At 61.5% G+C, this 16,614-nt stretch carries 15 protein-coding genes, 1 tRNA gene and 1 pseudogene; 10 read left to right on the top strand and 7 right to left on the bottom strand.

What is annotated here, in order from left to right; genetic code table 11:
- Nucleotides 1-82 precede the first annotated feature (82 nt).
- The 3 genes from ACWUKX_RS17775 (at nt 83) to ACWUKX_RS17765 (ending at nt 5,156) form a co-directional block, all read left to right on the top strand.
- On the top strand, nt 83-1,903 hold the full coding sequence (locus ACWUKX_RS17775; RefSeq protein WP_456008165.1) for an extracellular solute-binding protein: 1,821 nt from the start codon (nt 83-85) through the stop codon (nt 1,901-1,903).
- 23 nt (nt 1,904-1,926) lie between these two features.
- Nucleotides 1,927-2,607: a DsbA family oxidoreductase gene (locus ACWUKX_RS17770; protein ID WP_456008163.1), complete on the top strand. Its 681-nt coding sequence runs from the start codon at nt 1,927-1,929 to the stop codon at nt 2,605-2,607.
- Nucleotides 2,608-3,269: 662 nt separating this feature from the next.
- Nucleotides 3,270-5,156: an ABC transporter ATP-binding protein/permease gene (locus ACWUKX_RS17765; RefSeq protein ID WP_456008162.1), complete on the top strand. Its 1,887-nt coding sequence runs from the start codon at nt 3,270-3,272 to the stop codon at nt 5,154-5,156.
- Nucleotides 5,157-5,270: 114 nt separating this feature from the next.
- On the opposite strand, the gene gor is transcribed toward ACWUKX_RS17765, so the two are convergent.
- From gor to rpiA, 3 genes are all read right to left on the bottom strand, one after another.
- A complete protein-coding gene (gene gor / locus ACWUKX_RS17760) occupies nt 5,271-6,659 on the bottom strand; it encodes a glutathione-disulfide reductase (protein ID WP_456008161.1) in 1,389 nt (462 codons plus the stop codon).
- Nucleotides 6,660-6,809: 150 nt separating this feature from the next.
- Nucleotides 6,810-7,385, bottom strand: a complete 576-nt coding sequence (locus ACWUKX_RS17755; protein WP_456008160.1) for a DUF2059 domain-containing protein — start codon at nt 7,383-7,385, stop codon at nt 6,810-6,812.
- Nucleotides 7,372-8,100, bottom strand: a complete 729-nt coding sequence (gene rpiA, locus ACWUKX_RS17750) for a ribose-5-phosphate isomerase RpiA (RefSeq protein ID WP_065010027.1) — start codon at nt 8,098-8,100, stop codon at nt 7,372-7,374. The genes ACWUKX_RS17755 and rpiA overlap by 14 nt, the downstream gene beginning before the upstream one ends.
- 150 nt (nt 8,101-8,250) lie before the next feature.
- On the opposite strand from rpiA, the gene ACWUKX_RS17745 reads away from it, so the two are divergent.
- From ACWUKX_RS17745 to ACWUKX_RS17730, 4 genes are all read left to right on the top strand, one after another.
- Entirely contained in the window at nt 8,251-8,934 is a 684-nt protein-coding gene (locus ACWUKX_RS17745) for a phosphoglycolate phosphatase (RefSeq protein ID WP_456008158.1), read from the top strand.
- Between the two features lie 124 nt (nt 8,935-9,058).
- A tRNA-Val gene (locus ACWUKX_RS17740) sits at nt 9,059-9,133 on the top strand.
- 150 nt (nt 9,134-9,283) lie between these two features.
- Complete coding sequence (locus tag ACWUKX_RS17735; RefSeq protein ID WP_065010026.1) at nt 9,284-9,541, top strand: PepSY domain-containing protein; 258 nt, start codon at nt 9,284-9,286, stop codon at nt 9,539-9,541.
- A 207-nt stretch (nt 9,542-9,748) separates the two neighbouring features.
- Nucleotides 9,749-10,225: a hypothetical protein gene (locus ACWUKX_RS17730; protein WP_456008156.1), complete on the top strand. Its 477-nt coding sequence runs from the start codon at nt 9,749-9,751 to the stop codon at nt 10,223-10,225.
- A 5-nt stretch (nt 10,226-10,230) separates the two neighbouring features.
- Here ACWUKX_RS17730 and ACWUKX_RS17725 read toward each other — a convergent pair whose 3' ends face one another.
- Nucleotides 10,231-12,111, bottom strand: coding sequence for a L,D-transpeptidase family protein (locus ACWUKX_RS17725; RefSeq protein ID WP_456008155.1), 1,881 nt, complete (start codon nt 12,109-12,111; stop codon nt 10,231-10,233).
- A 212-nt stretch (nt 12,112-12,323) separates the two neighbouring features.
- Nucleotides 12,324-13,066 (bottom strand): annotated as a pseudogene (locus ACWUKX_RS17720) (SDR family oxidoreductase).
- A 98-nt stretch (nt 13,067-13,164) separates the two neighbouring features.
- Here ACWUKX_RS17720 and ACWUKX_RS17715 point away from each other — a divergent pair.
- The gene (locus tag ACWUKX_RS17715) at nt 13,165-13,779 is read left to right on the top strand and encodes a TetR/AcrR family transcriptional regulator (RefSeq protein ID WP_029352501.1); all 615 of its coding nucleotides are present in this window, start codon (nt 13,165-13,167) and stop codon (nt 13,777-13,779) included.
- Between the two features lie 54 nt (nt 13,780-13,833).
- On the opposite strand, the gene ACWUKX_RS17710 is transcribed toward ACWUKX_RS17715, so the two are convergent.
- Complete coding sequence (locus ACWUKX_RS17710) at nt 13,834-14,745, bottom strand: alpha/beta hydrolase (protein WP_095520679.1); 912 nt, start codon at nt 14,743-14,745, stop codon at nt 13,834-13,836.
- Nucleotides 14,746-14,792: 47 nt separating this feature from the next.
- On the opposite strand from ACWUKX_RS17710, the gene ACWUKX_RS17705 reads away from it, so the two are divergent.
- A complete protein-coding gene (locus tag ACWUKX_RS17705) occupies nt 14,793-15,245 on the top strand; it encodes a MarR family winged helix-turn-helix transcriptional regulator (protein ID WP_456008152.1) in 453 nt (150 codons plus the stop codon).
- An 85-nt stretch (nt 15,246-15,330) separates the two neighbouring features.
- Here the strand turns inward: ACWUKX_RS17705 and ACWUKX_RS17700 are convergent, their stop codons facing one another.
- Entirely contained in the window at nt 15,331-15,942 is a 612-nt protein-coding gene (locus ACWUKX_RS17700) for a pyridoxamine 5'-phosphate oxidase family protein (RefSeq protein WP_127211431.1), read from the bottom strand.
- Between the two features lie 152 nt (nt 15,943-16,094).
- Here ACWUKX_RS17700 and ACWUKX_RS17695 point away from each other — a divergent pair, with 152 nt between their 5' ends.
- Nucleotides 16,095-16,601 carry a nuclear transport factor 2 family protein gene (locus tag ACWUKX_RS17695; protein ID WP_456008150.1) on the top strand — a complete coding sequence of 169 codons (507 nt, stop codon included), beginning with the start codon at nt 16,095-16,097 and terminating at the stop codon, nt 16,599-16,601.
- Nucleotides 16,602-16,614: the final 13 nt, after the last annotated feature.

Genomic DNA, 16,614 nt, shown 5'->3' with positions numbered 1-16,614 from the left:
GAGCTCGCGATTGGCCGGGAGGCGGCCGGCTCATGTTAGGGTGCGCTCCGAATCATCAAGCCGACCCAGTAAGGAGACGGTCATGGGCCGCGTTCTTGTTTGGCTGATCGCCGCGATCTCGTCTATCACCCTTTCGCTTCAGCCAGCTCTGTCGGAGCCGAAACACGCGATCGCCATGCAGGGCGAGCCGGCGCTGCCCGCCGATTATAGGCATTTCAACTACGTCAATCCCGATGCGCCGAAGGGCGGCAGCATCACCTATTGCGTCGTTGGAAGCTTCGACAATCTCAACCCGTTCATCCTGAAAAGCCTGCGCACGACCGCACGCGGCATGATCGATAAGATCTTCGGCAATCTGGTCTTCGAGCCGTTGATGCAGCGCAATGACGATGAAGCCTTCAGTCTTTACGGCCTGCTTGCCGACACTGCCGATATGGATCCAGAGCGCAAGAGCATCGAATTCCACCTCGATCCGAGGGCCAGGTGGTCTGATGGCCAACCGGTGACTGCGGAAGACGTGCTGTTCACTTACGACGTCTTTACCGAGAAAGGCCGACCACCCTACAGCGCCCGTATGAGCATGGTCGCCAAACTCGAAAAAATCGGCGACCACAGCGTGCGCTTTATATTCAATGACAAGGCTAACCGCGAGACTCCGTTGGTTATCGCGATGACGCCAATCGTACCGAAGCACGCTTTCGACAAGGAGACCTTCGACAGGACCACGCTGAAACCGGTGATCGGCAGCGGCCCGTACACCGTGGCGCACGTCGCGCCTGGCCAGCGCATCGTATTCAAGCGCAACCCAAATTATTGGGGCAAGGACATCCCCGCCAAGCGCGGTTTCGACAATTACGACCAGATCACCATCGAATATTTCCTCAATGCCAACGCCAAGCTGGAAGCTTTCAAGAAAGGCATCTGCGCCATCGACGACGACAGCGATCCGGTCAAGCGCGAGCGCGATCTCGACTTCCCGGCCTTCCACAAGGGCGACGTGATCGCCGAAACGTTCGACACCGGCATCCCGCCAGTGGTGACCGGGTTCCTGTTCAACACAAGACTGGAGAAGTTTTCCAATCCGGTGGTTCGACGCGCGCTCGGCATGCTCTACGACTTCGAATGGGCCAACAAGAACTTGTTTGGCGGCAAGTACATGCGCACCATGAGCTATTGGCAGAATTCCGAGCTTTCCGCGCTCGGCCATCCGGCCGACGACAGGGAAAAAGCGCTTCTGGCACCTTACCCCGGCCGTGTGCCAGCCGATGTCATGGATGGCACCTGGCGGCCACCCGTCACCGACGGCTCGGGCCAGGACCGCAAGGTGCTGAAAGCTGCCTTCGACATATTGAGGGGCGCGGGCTATGCCTTGCAGGATGGAGTGATGCTCGATCCCGAGGGGAAACCCTTCGGCTTCGAGATCCTGACCGCCTCGCAGAACGAGGAGCGCCTTGCCGCCATCTACCAGCGCACGCTGGCGAAGATCGGCATCGCTGTCACCATCCGCAGCCTTGACGGCGACCAGATCCAGTCGCGCAAGCAACGTTTCGATTTCGATGTGCTGATCGGCACCAGCGGCTTCGAGAACTCGCTGTCGCCGGGCATCGAGCAGCTCGGGCGCTGGGGATCAGCTGCCGCCAATGCCGAAGGGTCATTCAACCTTGCCGGCGTCGCCGATCCGGCGATAGATGCCGCACTAGAGGCGATGCTCGACGCCCGCAGCCGCGAAGATTATGTTGCCGCCGTCCGCGTCCTCGACAGGTTGTTGATCTCCGGCAACTACATGGTTCCGATGCAGCACAACACGCAGCAATGGCTCGCCTACTGGAGCTATCTGGAACATCCGCAAAAGACGCCCATATCAGGTTATCGGCTGCCGACATGGTGGCGCAAGCCGAAGTGACCTCTTCGGAACAGGAGATCAAGATGAGCGACGAGAAGTCGATTACCGTCGATGTGGTCTCCGACGTCGTCTGCCCCTGGTGCTTCATCGGCCAGAAGCGGCTCGACAAGGCGATCGCCGCGGCAACCGATGTCGAGGTGCACATTCGCTGGCGGCCGTTCCAGCTCGACCCGACCATCCCGCCCGAAGGCAAAGATCGCCGCGAATACCTGGTGGCCAAATTCGGCAGTGACGAACGCATCCGCGAGATCCACGCCCGCATCGAGCCACTGGGAGAGGCCGAAGGGATCAACTTCGCCTTCGCCGCCATCAAGGTCGCGCCCAACACGCTTGACGCGCACCGCGTCATCCGCTGGGCTGGTGCCGCCGGCGAGGTCGTGCAGAACCGGCTGGTGCGACGTCTGTTCCAGTTGAATTTCGAGGAAGGCGCCAATCTCGGCGATCATGTCGTGCTGATCAACGCCGCCCGCGAGGCCGGCATGGATGCATCCGTGGTCGAGACGCTTTTGCCGACGGACGCCGATGTCGAGGCGGTGCGCACCGAAATCGCCACCGCTTCGCGCATGGGTATCACGGGCGTGCCGTGCTTCCTGCTTGAGGGCAAGTATGCGGTGATGGGCGCGCAAGACGCCGATACGTTGACCGACGCCATTCGCCAGGTTGCGGCGGCCAAGGCGCAAGGTGAGTTGGAGAAGGCGAACTGAATAGGCGCTACTCCACCGTTACCTTGGCGCGGCTGACGAAAAATCAGTGCCCGTTCCTGCTGGTGCGGGTCAATCCCTTGGTTGACGACTTCCCCTTGCTTGGCGGCTTGCGGCTTGCAAGAAAGCGACCCCTTGCTGCAGCTGTTCCATAGGCAAGCTTGGCGGCATCGATGCATTGCGCAGCAGTCAACGCGATTCCGGTTACTTTCCGGGCGCCACCAGGTCCGACATGGCCAACAAAGTCGTGTCGAAGACGGCACGTTCTTGCGCGCATCCGTCTTCCGCAGCATAAAGTCGGCTGATCGACCACGCTCTTGCCTTCACAAAACTGTGGAAAGAGCTTCCCTAAGGGAAGATGCCAGCCTTCGCATGCGTGGATCAGCAACCCATTGAATTTACGCAAACAATATTCCTTTGGGAACGACAGGGCATGACATTGCAGTCCTGAATTCTGTTGCTTGATGGCAACGGCGAGCGGATCAATCCTCCGCAGGCAGAGAAAAGATAATGGAAAATGATCAATTGGTGTTACTCTCTGTAACAAAACTAAAAGAGGTTTGGGCGGGATAGTGATTCGGGTCGGTAGACCAGAGCGACATTCAATATCGGAAAAATGGCTCCGCGGTGCCGCAAGGCCGCCGCTCCTGACACCGGTTTCCTCGATGCGCAGCTTCTGGGGACTGATGCGGGCCTACTGGTTTTCAGAACGCTGGGTGGAAGCCTGGACGCTGACCCTGGTGATTGCCCTGGTCACCGCGCTGTCCAGCAAAGCCGACGTCTGGTTTACAGTGGCTGCAGCAGAGCTGGCGACGTCGATCGCCTTTTTCCACAATGCCGCGAATACCACGCCAATCAAGACAGTGCTGACCAACGCCGGTTTGCTCGTGTTGCTGGTCGTGCTCAAGGACTTGGTTATTGCCGGCGTTCGCAACCTTGTTTCTAAAACATTGCATCGCAAATGGCGTGGCTGGTTGGACGGCCGCTTCAATGAGTCTCTGCTCGACACCAATCATACGCATTTCCATGCCCAGCATGGGTCTTCCGGGAACGCAGCTCCCGATAACATTGACCAGCGCGTGCAGGAATCCATCAAGGCCATGACCGGCGGAGCTATCGGGCTTGCTATGGGTGTGCTCGGCGTCTTCACTTCGCTCTACTTTGTCGGCGGAGAATTGCTGAGAAACTCCGTGGAGGTGAAAGGGCTGGAGTTTCTCGGTAGCTACGGCAGCGCCGTCCTTGCTCTCTTGGCAATCGCTATCTACGTGCCGTTCAACACCTGGATCGCGGTGAAACTCGGCCGAATGCTGGAGTGGCTCAACGTCAGAATGCAGCAGGCTGAAGGCAACTACCGCGGCGAGTTGATCACGTTCCTGCGCCGCAGTTTTCACGTGGCCGCATCGCAAGGCGAGAATGTACAGAAGACTGTGCACAGCCAGCGCTATGCCGACATTGACCGTACCTGGGCAAGATTGAACGTCGTCAACACCGGCTACGCTTCGTTCGAGCTGATCTACAATTTCATCGGCGCCAAGATTGTCGCTTACGGCCCTGGACTAGTGCCCTTCATTCACAACGGCCTCGACCTCAAGGGTTATTTAACAGCTTCCGAACAGGTCAATGCGCTGATTAGCAAGTGTTCATGGTTCATTCATGTGATGCCGGAGATCGCCACCTTGCGCGCCAACAGCCAGCGCGTCATCGAACTGGCGCAGGCAATCGAAAACGTCCAGCACCCGCAAGAATTCTACAGCCTGACCGGCCGCTCCGAGTTCCGCTACGACCGCCAGAACCCGGTGTTCGGCCTGACGATCCAGAAGCTGGAACTGGCGCATGGAGGCGAGGACGCAACGCCATTCCTGAGTGCTGCGAATTTGCGCTTCCGGCGTGGCGAGTGGACGTTCCTGAAGGGTGAATCGGGCTGCGGCAAGACCTCCCTGATCAAGGCGATTAACGGTCTGTGGCCCTATGGCCGCGGTACCATCGTCTTCCCGGAAGGGGTTGAAAGTTTCTATGCCGCCCAGGAGGTCAAGCTGCAGCAGGTCTCGCTGAAGCAACTGGTCTGCCTGCCCGCCTCAGAGCACGACCACACCGACGCGCAGGTTGCATCGGCTCTGCACAGAGCGGGCCTTGGCGATTTCATCGGACACATGGCCGATGAAAGCCGCGAGGGAATGAGCTGGGACCAGGTGCTTTCGGGCGGCCAGAAACAGAAGCTGGTTGTCGCTCGCATCGTGCTGCAGCAGCCGGGGCTGCTGTTCCTCGACGAAGCGACCGGCGCGCTCGACCCCGAAGGGAAGATCGCCTTCCATCAAGCGATCAAGGACAATTGTCCAGACGTCACGGTGATCTCGATCATGCACGAGGCCGTGCCGCCAAGGTCGCTTTCAGGCGCAGAATTCTACCACAGCATCGTTGCCATCGCCGATGGCGTCGCGACCAAAAAGCCGCTGGCGCCAAGCCTGCCGGTCGAGCTCACCACCATCCTCGAGCACCCAAGGCCGGTCGAGGAAAGATGGCTGCGCTTCCCTCGCCGCATGAGGCAGAAATAGCGGCTGCCCGCTGAAGCCGGCAGTGTCGGGGCGATCACCGGCTCGCCCCCGGTTAGCAGTGTTTCGAGGAGCTTAAGGACATCGGCGGCTGTTCCGTCCGGGCGAAAGCAAACGTCAGACGCGCTCGCCGTCCTTCACCCGGTAGGTCGGCTTGTACATGGTGACGAGTTCTTCCGCCGCGGTCGGATGCACGGCCATTGTGCGATCGAAATCATCCTTGGTCAGCCCCGCCTTCAGCGGAATGCCGAGAAGCTGCGCCATCTCGCCGGCATCCGGCCCGAGGATATGGACACCGAGCACTTTTTTCGAGGTGCCGTCGACCACCAGCTTAATCAGCATCTTTTCGTCGCGGCCGGACAATGTGTGCCGCATCGGCCGGAAGGTGGCGCGGTAGATCTCAACGTCGGAAAAACGCTTTATCGCCTCATCTTCCGACAGGCCGACTGTGCCGATCTCGGGCTGCGAAAACACTGCGGTGGCGATCGTATCATGGTCGGGCGCGGTCGGGTTGCCCTTGAAGGCGGTCTCGACGAAACACATCGCCTCGTGGATCGCCACCGGCGTCAATTGCACGCGGTTGGTCACGTCGCCGATCGCCCAGATGTTGTCGATGTTGGTGCGCGAATATTGGTCGACATTGATAGCGCCGGTCTTGGTCATCTCGATGCCGACGCCCTCAAGACCCATGTTTTCGGTGTTGGGGAGACGCCCGATGGCGAGCATGACCTGATCGACCGCCAGTATCTTGCCGCCAGTGACGACAGCGTCGAGGCGCCCGTCTGGGCGCTTCCTGACCCATTCGGATACGGCATGGCAGAGGATTTTTATCCCCTTCTTTTCCATCGTTTCGTGCAGCATACTCCGGAGATCCATGTCGAAGCGCGAGAGAATCTCCTTGCCGCGATAGACCAGCGTTGTGTCGACGCCGAGGCCGTGAAAGATGTTGGCGAATTCGACGGCAATATAGCCGCCGCCCTCGATCATGATCGCCTTCGGTAATTCCTTGAGGTCGAAGGCCTCGTTGGAAAAGATGCAGTGCTCGTGGCCGGGCAGAGCCGGGTGCGGCGCTGGGCGGCCGCCGGTGGCGATGAGAATCTGGTCGGCGGTTACGGTGCGGTCGTTGCCGAGAAGATGCACCACATGCGGATCGACCAGCATGGCGCGCGACTGGAACGTCTCGCCGCCGGCGCCTTGGACATTCTTCCTGTAGATGGCTTCCAGCCGGCTGATCTCGCGATCCTTGTTGGCAACCAATGTCTGCCAGTCGAAGCTCGCCTGCGGCACGGTCCAGCCATAACCTGCGGCGTCGGCAAAATGTTCGGGAAATTGCGACGCATAGACATAGAGCTTCTTCGGCACGCAGCCGCGAATGACGCAGGTGCCGCCATAGCGGTATTCCTCGGCAATGCCGACGCGCTTGCCGAGTGCCGCCGCCACGCGCGCCGCCCTCACCCCGCCGGAGCCGCCGCCGATGACGAAAAGATCGTAGTCATAGACGGCCATGGTGCGGCTCCTTGCCCTTCAAATGTCTGAGACAGGTAGGCTGCAAACCGCCAAAAGAAAAGCCCGGACCATCACGCCGCGCACGCTGTCGGACGCGCAATGGAGGCCGGGCTTTCCGGTCCGCAGCGATAACGCCGCCGGACAATATTCTCAGTTCTTCGGTGCTTCCGGTTCCGTACCAGCCGCAGGAGCCGCGGCATTCGCCGGTGCCGCCGGCGCTGTAGCTTTCGCTGCCGCGGCCAGCGTTTCGCCGACCTGTTGTGCGAGATCGCGAGCGACGCCGTTCTGCCAGATGTCGGCGGCCTTGAGCAGGTCACGCGTCACGGCCGGGCCGCTGTCGAGCAGCTTCTTGCCGGAATCGGAATTGTAGAAAGCGGCGATTTCGGTAAGCTCTTTTTCGGAAAATACCTTGGCATAGGCTAAGGCCGCTTCCTTCTCGAGATCGGCGCGGCGCGAGGCCAGCGCCAGAGCCTTTTCGCTAACCGTTCTGCCGATCAGCTCCTGCATGTCCGGGTTCTTTTGGATAAGCTGCTGCTGAAGCGCGGCGGCGGCTTGCGGCAAGATGTTGTCGAACGGGTCCGTTGCGTGGATCGCCGCGACCGCGGCGCGGGCCGCCTTCAGATGCCCGTCGGTGACGTCCTGCGAGAACGCCGGCGATGAAAACGCAAAGACGGCTGAAGCTGCCAGAACGGCAGAAAAACGGCGAACCCGGTTATGCAACATCATGATCGGTAGAACTCCCTGGTTTTCGGGCGGCATGGACGGTTTGGACGCCGTCGCCGGCTATGATGGCCGCTGATGCCAGCCCGATGAAAAGACCATGCTCGACCACGCCCGGAATGGCATGGAGGGCATTCGAAAGCGCTCTTGTATCCGGAATGCGGCCAAAAGATGCATCGAGGATAAAATGGCCGCCGTCTGTAACAAAAGGCTGGCCCCCCGTCATCCTCAATGTGACGGGACCGGAAAGACCGAGCCTTCCGGCCGCCGCGGCGACCGCGATTTCCGTGGCACGCAGGCCGAACGGGTTGACCTCGATGGGCAGTGGAAAACGGCCGAGCGTCTCGACCATCTTCGAACGGTCGGCAATGACGATCATGCGGGCGGAAGCCGCCGCCACGATCTTTTCGCGCAGCAGCGCGCCGCCGCCGCCCTTGATCAATGTCAGCGCCGGATCGATCTCGTCGGCCCCGTCGACGGTAAGGTCGAGTTCCGGCGTTTCCTCCAGCGTCGACAGCGGCACGCCAAGCTCGCCGCAAAGGATGGCGGTGCGCTCCGAGGTCGGCACGCCGATAATGGTAAGGCCGTTGGCGACCTTCTCGGCAAGCAGCCGAACGAACTCCTCGGCCGTCGAGCCGGTGCCGATGCCGAGCCGCATGCCATCAGTCACATGGGCAAGTGCCGCCCGTGCGGCTTCGACCTTCAGTTGCCTCGCATCCATGCCTGCCCCGGATTTCGCTTGTTTCGGCGCTCCTAGCATCTTTGCCCGTCCGGTCAAAGGCTTTGCCCTGTGGATTGACCAAGCACCGCTTGCCTGGATGGGCTGCAGCGGCTATCGCCTGCCGGCAGCGTAATCGTCACAGGACAGGCCATGACCCGACCGATCATCGTGTTCGACCTCGACGGGACGCTGATCGATACAGCGCCGGACCTGCTCGACAGCCTCAACCACAGCCTTGCCGCCAGCGAACTCGCAGCCGTCGATGAGGCCGGCTTCAAGCGCTTCGTCGGCCATGGTGGACGGGTGATGATCGAGCGCGCGCATACCGCGCAGCAGAGATCGCTGGAAAGCCAGGAGCATGATCGCTTGCTGAAACTGTTTCTCGATCATTACACCGACAACATCCCGGGTAAATCGCGCCCCTACCCCGGCGTCGTCGAGACGATCGCCCGATTCGAAGCAGCCGGTTATCTCCTGGCCGTCTGCACGAACAAATACGCAGCCAACTCGGTGGCGCTGATCGAGGCGCTCGGCCTGGCGAAGCATTTCGCGGCGATTTGCGGCCAGGACACGTTTGCGTTCCGCAAGCCCGATCCGCGCCATCTGACCCAAACCATCGTGCTGGCCGGCGGCGATCCGCACCGCGCGCTGATGGTCGGTGATTCGCAGACCGACATCGATACGGCGAAAGCCGCCGGCATTCCCGTGGTCGCGGTCGATTTCGGTTACACCGACCGCCATGTGCGCGAATTCGAACCGTCGGCGGTGATCTCGCATTTCGACGCACTGACGCTTGGTCTGGCCGAACGCCTGATCGCCGCTGCGGGGCGCTGAGCGAGGCGACCGGGTCGCTCCCGGCGGGATTGCATTCGGTCTTCGTCGGAACGCCAGGGCATCGCCTTGACTTCCCCGGCCGGCCTCCCTTATATCGCGGCGCGCTTGGCCTTCGGGCAAGAGCGGGCGATTAGCTCAGCGGGAGAGCACACCCTTCACACGGGTGGGGTCGCAGGTTCAATCCCTGCATCGCCCACCAACCCCACAGCTTTCGAGGCTGCATCCGATTCCGTTCAGGGGACAACAATGCGGCGCGCCGGCACGGCGCTAGATTGTCACGCCCCTTGCCCAATCCGGAACAAACCTGCATGGCCGCGAGTTTCTACTCCTCGAAGAGTGAGGGAAAGCCATGTCCAGACTTGTTTTGGCGACAGGTGTCGCAGTCCTCCTTCTCGGCGGACCGGCCTTTGCCGCAGACGGCAGCCCGTTGCCGCCGCAGAATGCTAGGAAACTGTCGGAAATAATCGCCAAGGTCGAGCAGCGCGACGACTTTCGCTACGTCGACGAGGTCGGCTGGGACAGCGGCGCCTACACCGTCACCTATTACACGACCGATAAGGCGAAGGTCGAAATCACCTACGATCCGGTGACAGCCGAGCCGAAATAGATCGCGGTCACCCTTCCTCCAGGCGATACGTGCGGCCGGAACAATTCCGGCAACCAGGTTACAGCGCGGCCTGGCGACGACCCCTCGGAAGCGGGCGGCGGCGTGGCTTCACCAAAAGCGGGGCCTGCACCTTTTCGGCATCCCCTTGCGCCGATGCGGCTTTGATGGCTGACTGCGGCGTGATCATTGAGCCGCACGGGGGTGGGCATGGCGACGGCAAAGCATGTGGCGAAACGCGTTCTGATGATGCTCGCCGGCTATTTCGTTGCGGTGCTGGTTGGACTGATTGCAGTAGTAACGATCTATGGTGCATTGAGTTCGCTGCCTGATGCACCGGCGTATTTCGATTTCATGGGGCTCTCCCCCATCGCGGCGCTGGTCGTGCCACCGCTCGGCATGTTCATCTATTTCCTGACGATCGTACTAACCGGCCTGCAGACGCTGATCTTCGCACTGATCGCCGAATTGTTTTCGCTGCGCAGTTTTTGGCTGCATATGGCCTTCGGCGCCGCAGCAGCGGCTGCCGGCTTCGTCCTGATCTGGCCGAGCGCGCCGGAAGACTTGAGCCTCGAGCGCTGGGCCGATATCGGCATCATCGCCGCCGCCGGCCTGGTCGCCGGACTGGTCTACTGGCTGATTGCCGGGCGCGAGGCCGGCTTCCGGCGCCCGCTCTCCCTACGTTAGAATCCTCAGCTTGCCGGCGAGCGCACCGCTTCCGTGCTGTCGAGTGCCTGCTGCAGCCGCGTGTCGCGGTCGTAGACGTCGCTGAAATATTCGACTTTGCCGGACATGTCCGGCCAGGCGGTGAAATAGGCGACATAGACCTGGATCGTGCGCGTGACCTTTTCGGTCGAATGGCCGTGCTTCAGCTTCTCCGCGATATAGTCGACCGAGGTGCCGAGCACGGCCGCCGCCATGCCGCGCGGATCCTGCAGACGAACGCAGCCATGGCTGAGCGCGCGCATGTCACGCTGGAAAAACGACTTTTGCGGCGTATCGTGCATGTAGATTGCGTGCTTGTTGGGGAACAGGATCTTCAGTTCGCCCAGCGCATTGGCCTCGCTCGGCAGCTGGCGCACGCCATAAGGTATTTTCGCGCCATAGGCACCCCAGTTGACCGAGGAGGAGGGAATGCGTTTGCCGCGCGCGTTGACCACTTCGTAGCCGGCGCGGTCGAGATAGCCGGGATCCCTGCGCAGCCGGGGCAGCATCTCGTTGACGAGGATCGACTGCGGCACACCCCAATAGGGATGGAAGTCGACCTGCTCAACCTGGTCGTAGAAGAAGGAAGTCTGGTTCGTGGTCTTGCCGATGACGGCGCGGGTCTTCAGCTTCTCCTCGCCATTTTCGATGTAGCTCGCCGTAAAGGCCGGCTGGTTGATGAAGACGCGCGGACTGCCGAGATCGGATGGCAACCAGCGCAACTCTTCCAGCGCGACCTGCACCTTTTGAATCTTGTCGGCCTTGGACGTCCCGACCAGCGCTGCGACGGTGCGCAGACCGATGACGCCGTCGCCCTTCATGCCAGCCTTTTTCTGCACCGCCTTGATAACCGGCACCAGTTCCGGATCGTAGACCTCGCTGGTGGCGAGCCTGGCCAATATCTCGCCATAGGCGCCGCCCATCTCGTCGTCGAGATTGCGCGCGATCTTCGCCAGAAGCTTCGGCAGTTCGGGGCTGGTCTGCCCCGGTCTCAGCAACAGCTTGGGGTCAACGACGATCTCGTCTTCGGCGCTGGCCTGAAGTGATTCCAGTTCGACGCGCAGCGCCTGATATTCGGCGTTCTGCGGATGCCGTGATTCGAGATAGGTGCGCACTTGCTGGGTGCGCGCCAGCGTTTTCAGGACGCCTTCCATGTCGAGCGGCTTGGCCGGGAAATCATAGTAGCCGGTGATGCGATTGGGATCGACGCGGCCGCTTTGCGCGTCGTGGACATAGCGCAAGACGCGCGCCGACAGTGCCATCTCAAAGCGGACGAACCCCTTCAGCCGCGCATCGGCGCCGCCGGTCGATGCGCCGGCGGCAGGCACTTCGACCGAATAGTCGGCCGGCGTGAGGCCATAGCTCGTCGCCTCGCCAAGCACCCGCACCGCATCCTGCGCGCGACCGTTTGGGCCGGTCCCGGTCACCCAGATGAAATCCGGATTGGCCGAGTAATAAGCGATCAACGCCTTGGCAATGTCAGGTTCGGCATAGAGCTCGTAGTCGCCGAGCCCGGCAATCGCTTCGCGGAAGGCGTCGCTGGTGAGCGACGGTACAAAGGCAGCGTCCTGTGGTGCCACCGGCTGTGGTGCTGCCATCAGTGTCGCAAAATCGACACGCACCAGCCGGTCGGCCTTATAAGTGTAGTAGGACGGGCTGTTGATCCTGGTGCCACCACCAGCGAATTCTTTCGGCTTCGGTCTGTGCTTCGGCGGCGGAGGGAAATCACCTTGGGGCGCGCGCCTGATACCACCGCCGAAAAGCCTCTCGAAAAGCCCTTGCGCGTCCGCCTGAGGCACGCCGAAGGTCAGCATTACCGTTACAACCGCAAGCGGCATCACGGTTGCTTTGTTTCCGAGGAATTTCATGGATCACCCGCTCCGGCTGCAACCGGTTCCCGTTCCGCATCGCTTGACGGTCTCGCCCACCGCACGGCGGGATGTAAGACGCGACCACATCGATTCATACCGATTTCGTTAAGCTTCCATAAATTTCGGCTCTCCTGTTGCAGAACAGTTTCACAAACCGTGACAACTAAAGCGAATTGGGTCCGCTCCGGTTCCAGGGAATAGTGCACGGGTCAGGCGTTGGCGCCGCCGTCGATAATCAGTGCGGCGCCTGTCACGAAGCGCCCTTCGGGACCTGCCAGCCAGGCGACCATGCCGGCGATTTCTTCAGCCTTGCCGAAGCGGAGCGTCGCCATCTTCTGTCGCTGGTGCTCGGCGTGTGGGCCACTGGCGGGGTTCATATCGGTATCGGTCGAGCCAGGATGAACGACGTTGGCGGTGATGCCGCGCGAACCGAGGTCGCGCGCCAATGCCTTGGTCAAGCCGACCAACGCCGCCTTGCTGGCCGAGTAGGCGCTGAGGCTGGTGTCGGTGACACGCTCCGCCAGATTGCTGCCGATCGAGATGATCCTGCCACCGTCGCCCATGTGCACGGCTGCCGCCTTCGAGGCCACGAACGGGGCTCTGACATTGACCTCCATAGTTTCATCAAAGTCGGCGAGCGCCAATGTGTCGATCGGCGCGACGCGCCAGATACCGGCGCTGTTGACGAGGATGTCGAGCCGAAAACTCTCACTGCCTCGCTGACCGCCTCTTGGATTGCGGCGGCGTCGCGATTGTCGGCCTTGAGGGCAATGGCGCGACCGCCGGCTGCCTGAATATCCTCGACGACAGCACGGGCCTGCTCCTGACCGGTCACGTAAGTGAGTGCGACGCTGGCGCCGTCGGCCGCGAGCCTTCGCGCAATCGCTGCGCCGATGCCGCGGCTGCCGCCGGTGACGAGCGCGACCTTGCCGTTCAAGTGTTGCGATGACATTTGTTTCTCCTTTTTGTAATGATCGATACATAAATGTCTGCCAGCCTTGCCCGAGCGCGTCAACAAATTTATGTATCAATCAACACAGAAAGGATGCCATGCCCGAACGAGGCCGCCCCCGCACCTTCGATCGAACCGCTGCCTTGCGGCGTGCAATGGAGGTGTTTTGGGCAAAGGGTTACGAGGGCGCATCGATGAGCGAGCTGACCGCTGCGATGGGCATCAACTCGCCCAGCCTCTACGCCGCCTTCGGCAGCAAGGAAGCGCTCTTCCTCGAAGCGGTCGAGCTCTACACGCAGGTCGAAGGCACCGATATCTGGTCCGCACTGGAAAAAGCGCCGACAGCGCGCGAGGCGGTCGAGCGCTTCCTGCGCCAGACGGCCAAGGCCTATTCGCAGACCGATCGTCCGCAAGGCTGCCTGATCGCACTCGGCGCGCTGCACCAGGATTCAAGCCGCGGCGCCATTTGCGATGACCTGCGCCGCCGTCGCGCTGAAAGCCGCGCAGCTTTGCTGAGACGGCTGGAACGTGGCGTGGCGGAAGGCGAATTGCCGGAAAATTTCGACTGCCGCACTGCCGCGACCTTCTATGCGACGGTGCAGCACGGCATGTCGATCCAGGCGCGCGACGGCGCATCGCGCGCCGCCCTTCTTGCGACGGTGACCGGGGCTATGGCGGCGTGGAAGGTCCTGGCTGGCACCGACACGGTGTGACAAAACGATGGCGGCCGAACTCGTGTTCGGACAGGAAGAAACAAGATATTCAGGTCAATGCAGCAGCGACGGTTCCCGGTGTTCGGCAACGAAACCGATCGCACGCTCGACCACGCCCCTATCGGCGAGAATGCGGCGATGGCCGAGCCCATCGGCCCAGTAAAGCCGCACATGGTCGCCGGCGCCAGCATAGAGCCTTGCATGGTCGGCGGACACTTCGCGGTCGTCCGGCGCATGGATGACCAGCGTTGGCACCGGCGTGCTGGCAAGCTGGCGGTCGCCGACGAATTCGTGCAGCGGCCGGCCAGCGATACGTTCGACCCGGTCGGCCATGGCGGCCTGCGAGCGTCGGCCGACACTGAGCATGCGGCTGAAATCATCGAAGATCGCCGGCAGGGAACTCGGCGCCGCGATCAATACCAGCCGCTCGGCCGCCAGCGGCGGAATGTTCTTGACCGAACCGACGACGGCATTGGCGGCGACGGCACCGCCGAAGGAATGGCCGACGACCGCCACGAACGGGCCGAACCATTCGCCGGTGAGGCGTGCAGCTTCGACAGCGCTGACCAATGTGAGCCGGCGGCCCTGCGATTGGCCATGGCCCGGCAAGTCGAGCGAGACAACCTTGTAACCGGCGTCGCGATACCCTTCGATCAGCGTGCGCATATATTCGGTGCGCGAACGCCAGCCATGGATGACGAGCACCGTGCCGGCGGCCCGCCTGCCCGGCTCGGGCCTAAACTCATGCACCATGACGCACCCGTTTTTGGCCTTCAGCCGATGATGGCGCGCCTCGGCCATGAAGCCGGCGGCACGGTCGACGGCGCGCCGCTCGCCGTCGCTGAGAACCTTGGCGTTCGGCGTGCGGCAGAACAGTTCGAATGCCGCGCGCCCGGTGAGGCGGGGAGCCACGTGTTCGGCAGCGGCAAACACGCCCCGGATGACCTTCAACCCAAATGATGCCATAGTGGTGATCCATCCATTCGTTCAAGCATGAACATAATAGTTCAAACATGAACATTAAACAAGAGCTGCCCTGGGACAACCCGCGTTTTCGCAACTGGGTCGCGGTGGCGCGCGCTTGCCATGTGCTGGAGCGCACGCTGGCGGCGAAGCTCGCGCCGCTGGACCTGAAGCCGGCGCAGCTCGACGTGCTGATGAACCTTTACCGCCATCCCGGCATGTCGCAGCACGATCTCGCCCGCCGGCTGCTGGTCGGCCGCTCCAACATCACCATGCTGCTGCCGCAACTCGAGACACGCGGCCTGCTGCGCCGCGAAGGCGATCAGAAAGACAAGCGGGTGCTGCGGCTGACCTTGACCGAAGCCGGCACGGAATTGCTGATGCAGGCGCTGAAGGTCCATATGGTGCTGATCGAGAAAGCGATGAGCCAGTCGACGCCGGAGCAATGCGACATGATCGGCGAGCAGATGCGCAAGATTGCCGACGTCCTCAAGGAAGCGTGACTGGAGCATCGGGCCCAAAAGTGGAAACCGGTTTTGGGAAAATCCGATGCTCAAACAAAAGGATGGAGCTCGCGGAACGATCCGCTCACCACATAGACTTTTTCGCGCGCTCCGGCCATTCCTTGTCGTAAGCCTCGCCGTCGATGCCTTTCCGGCTGGTGATTTCCAGGATCTTTCCGGGTGTCGGCAGTGATTTTGGGTCGACATGCCTCGCCGGGTTCCACAGTTCCGACCGGACAATCGCGCGAGCGCACTGGAAATAGACCGAATCGACCTTGATGACCGTGACCGAGCGCGCCGGCTTGCCGTCGACGCTGAACGAGGCACAGAGCGCGGCATCCGTGGTGATGTGGGCGCGGCCGTTGACGCGCAGCGTCGTGCCGGAGCCTGGGACCAGGAACAACAGGCCGACGCGCGGATCGCGAATGATGTTTTTTAGCGAATCGGCACGGTTGTTGCCGCGCCGGTCCGGCATCATCAGGGTTTTCGGATCATGGATGCGAACGAAGCCGGCGAGATCGCCGCGCGGCGAGCAATCCAGCCCTTCCGGCCCGCTGGTCGCGAGCGCGGCAAAAGGCGAGGCCTCGATGAAGGCGGCGTACTCGGGAATCACATGGTCGAGTTCCTTGACCAGCGAGGTCTCGCCGGGCAGGCCATAGAGCGCTTCGAGCTGTTCGACCGTGGTGATGATGGACATTTTCTTCTCCGGACCTTTGCCGCCGCTACTCCATATCGGTGACGTTTTGACGACAAATGGCGCCCGTCTTCGGTCGTCTGAAAACGGGTGTCGAACCAACGATATTAACGGCAAGCCGGATCGACGGCACGATACTGACACGGAGAACCGAAATGGATGAGCGGCTTGATCGGCGACGCACCGCCATGGAACTTCTTGAAAACATGTTCGAGGTTGAAATGCGCTTCCTGCAATCAGGGTCGGAGAGCCTCGATATGCTTGCCAGCGCATTTCACGCCGAAGTCGTCGTGCATGAGCCGCAGTCCCTGCCCTATGCCGGTGGCTGGAAGGGCCTCGACGGCGTTGGCGCCCTTTTCCGCAAGATGCGGGAAATCTGGAGCGATGTGGCGGTGGAGAGCCTTCAGGCGGCCCAAAGCGATGACACGGTGTATATGAGCTGTACGCTCCGCCTGACTGCCCGTGCAAACGGTGCCGTCGTCGTACAGCCATTTGCAGAAGTCTTACCGTTCTTACTCAGGGCAGCGTATTTGAGGAGAAGCCCCCCACGCAGCCCGTCGGGGACCGTGCCCGCGCCGTACATCCTGGATGGTGATCTCAGCCTTGCGGGAGTGTTCCAGCACACCACGAGAGATCGCCTGAGCAACACTAGCATCTGCTAACAGGCGTGCTTCC

This window comes from Mesorhizobium sp. f-mel, assembly GCF_053850215.1.
This window is presented reverse-complemented; position numbering and strand designations above follow the sequence as displayed.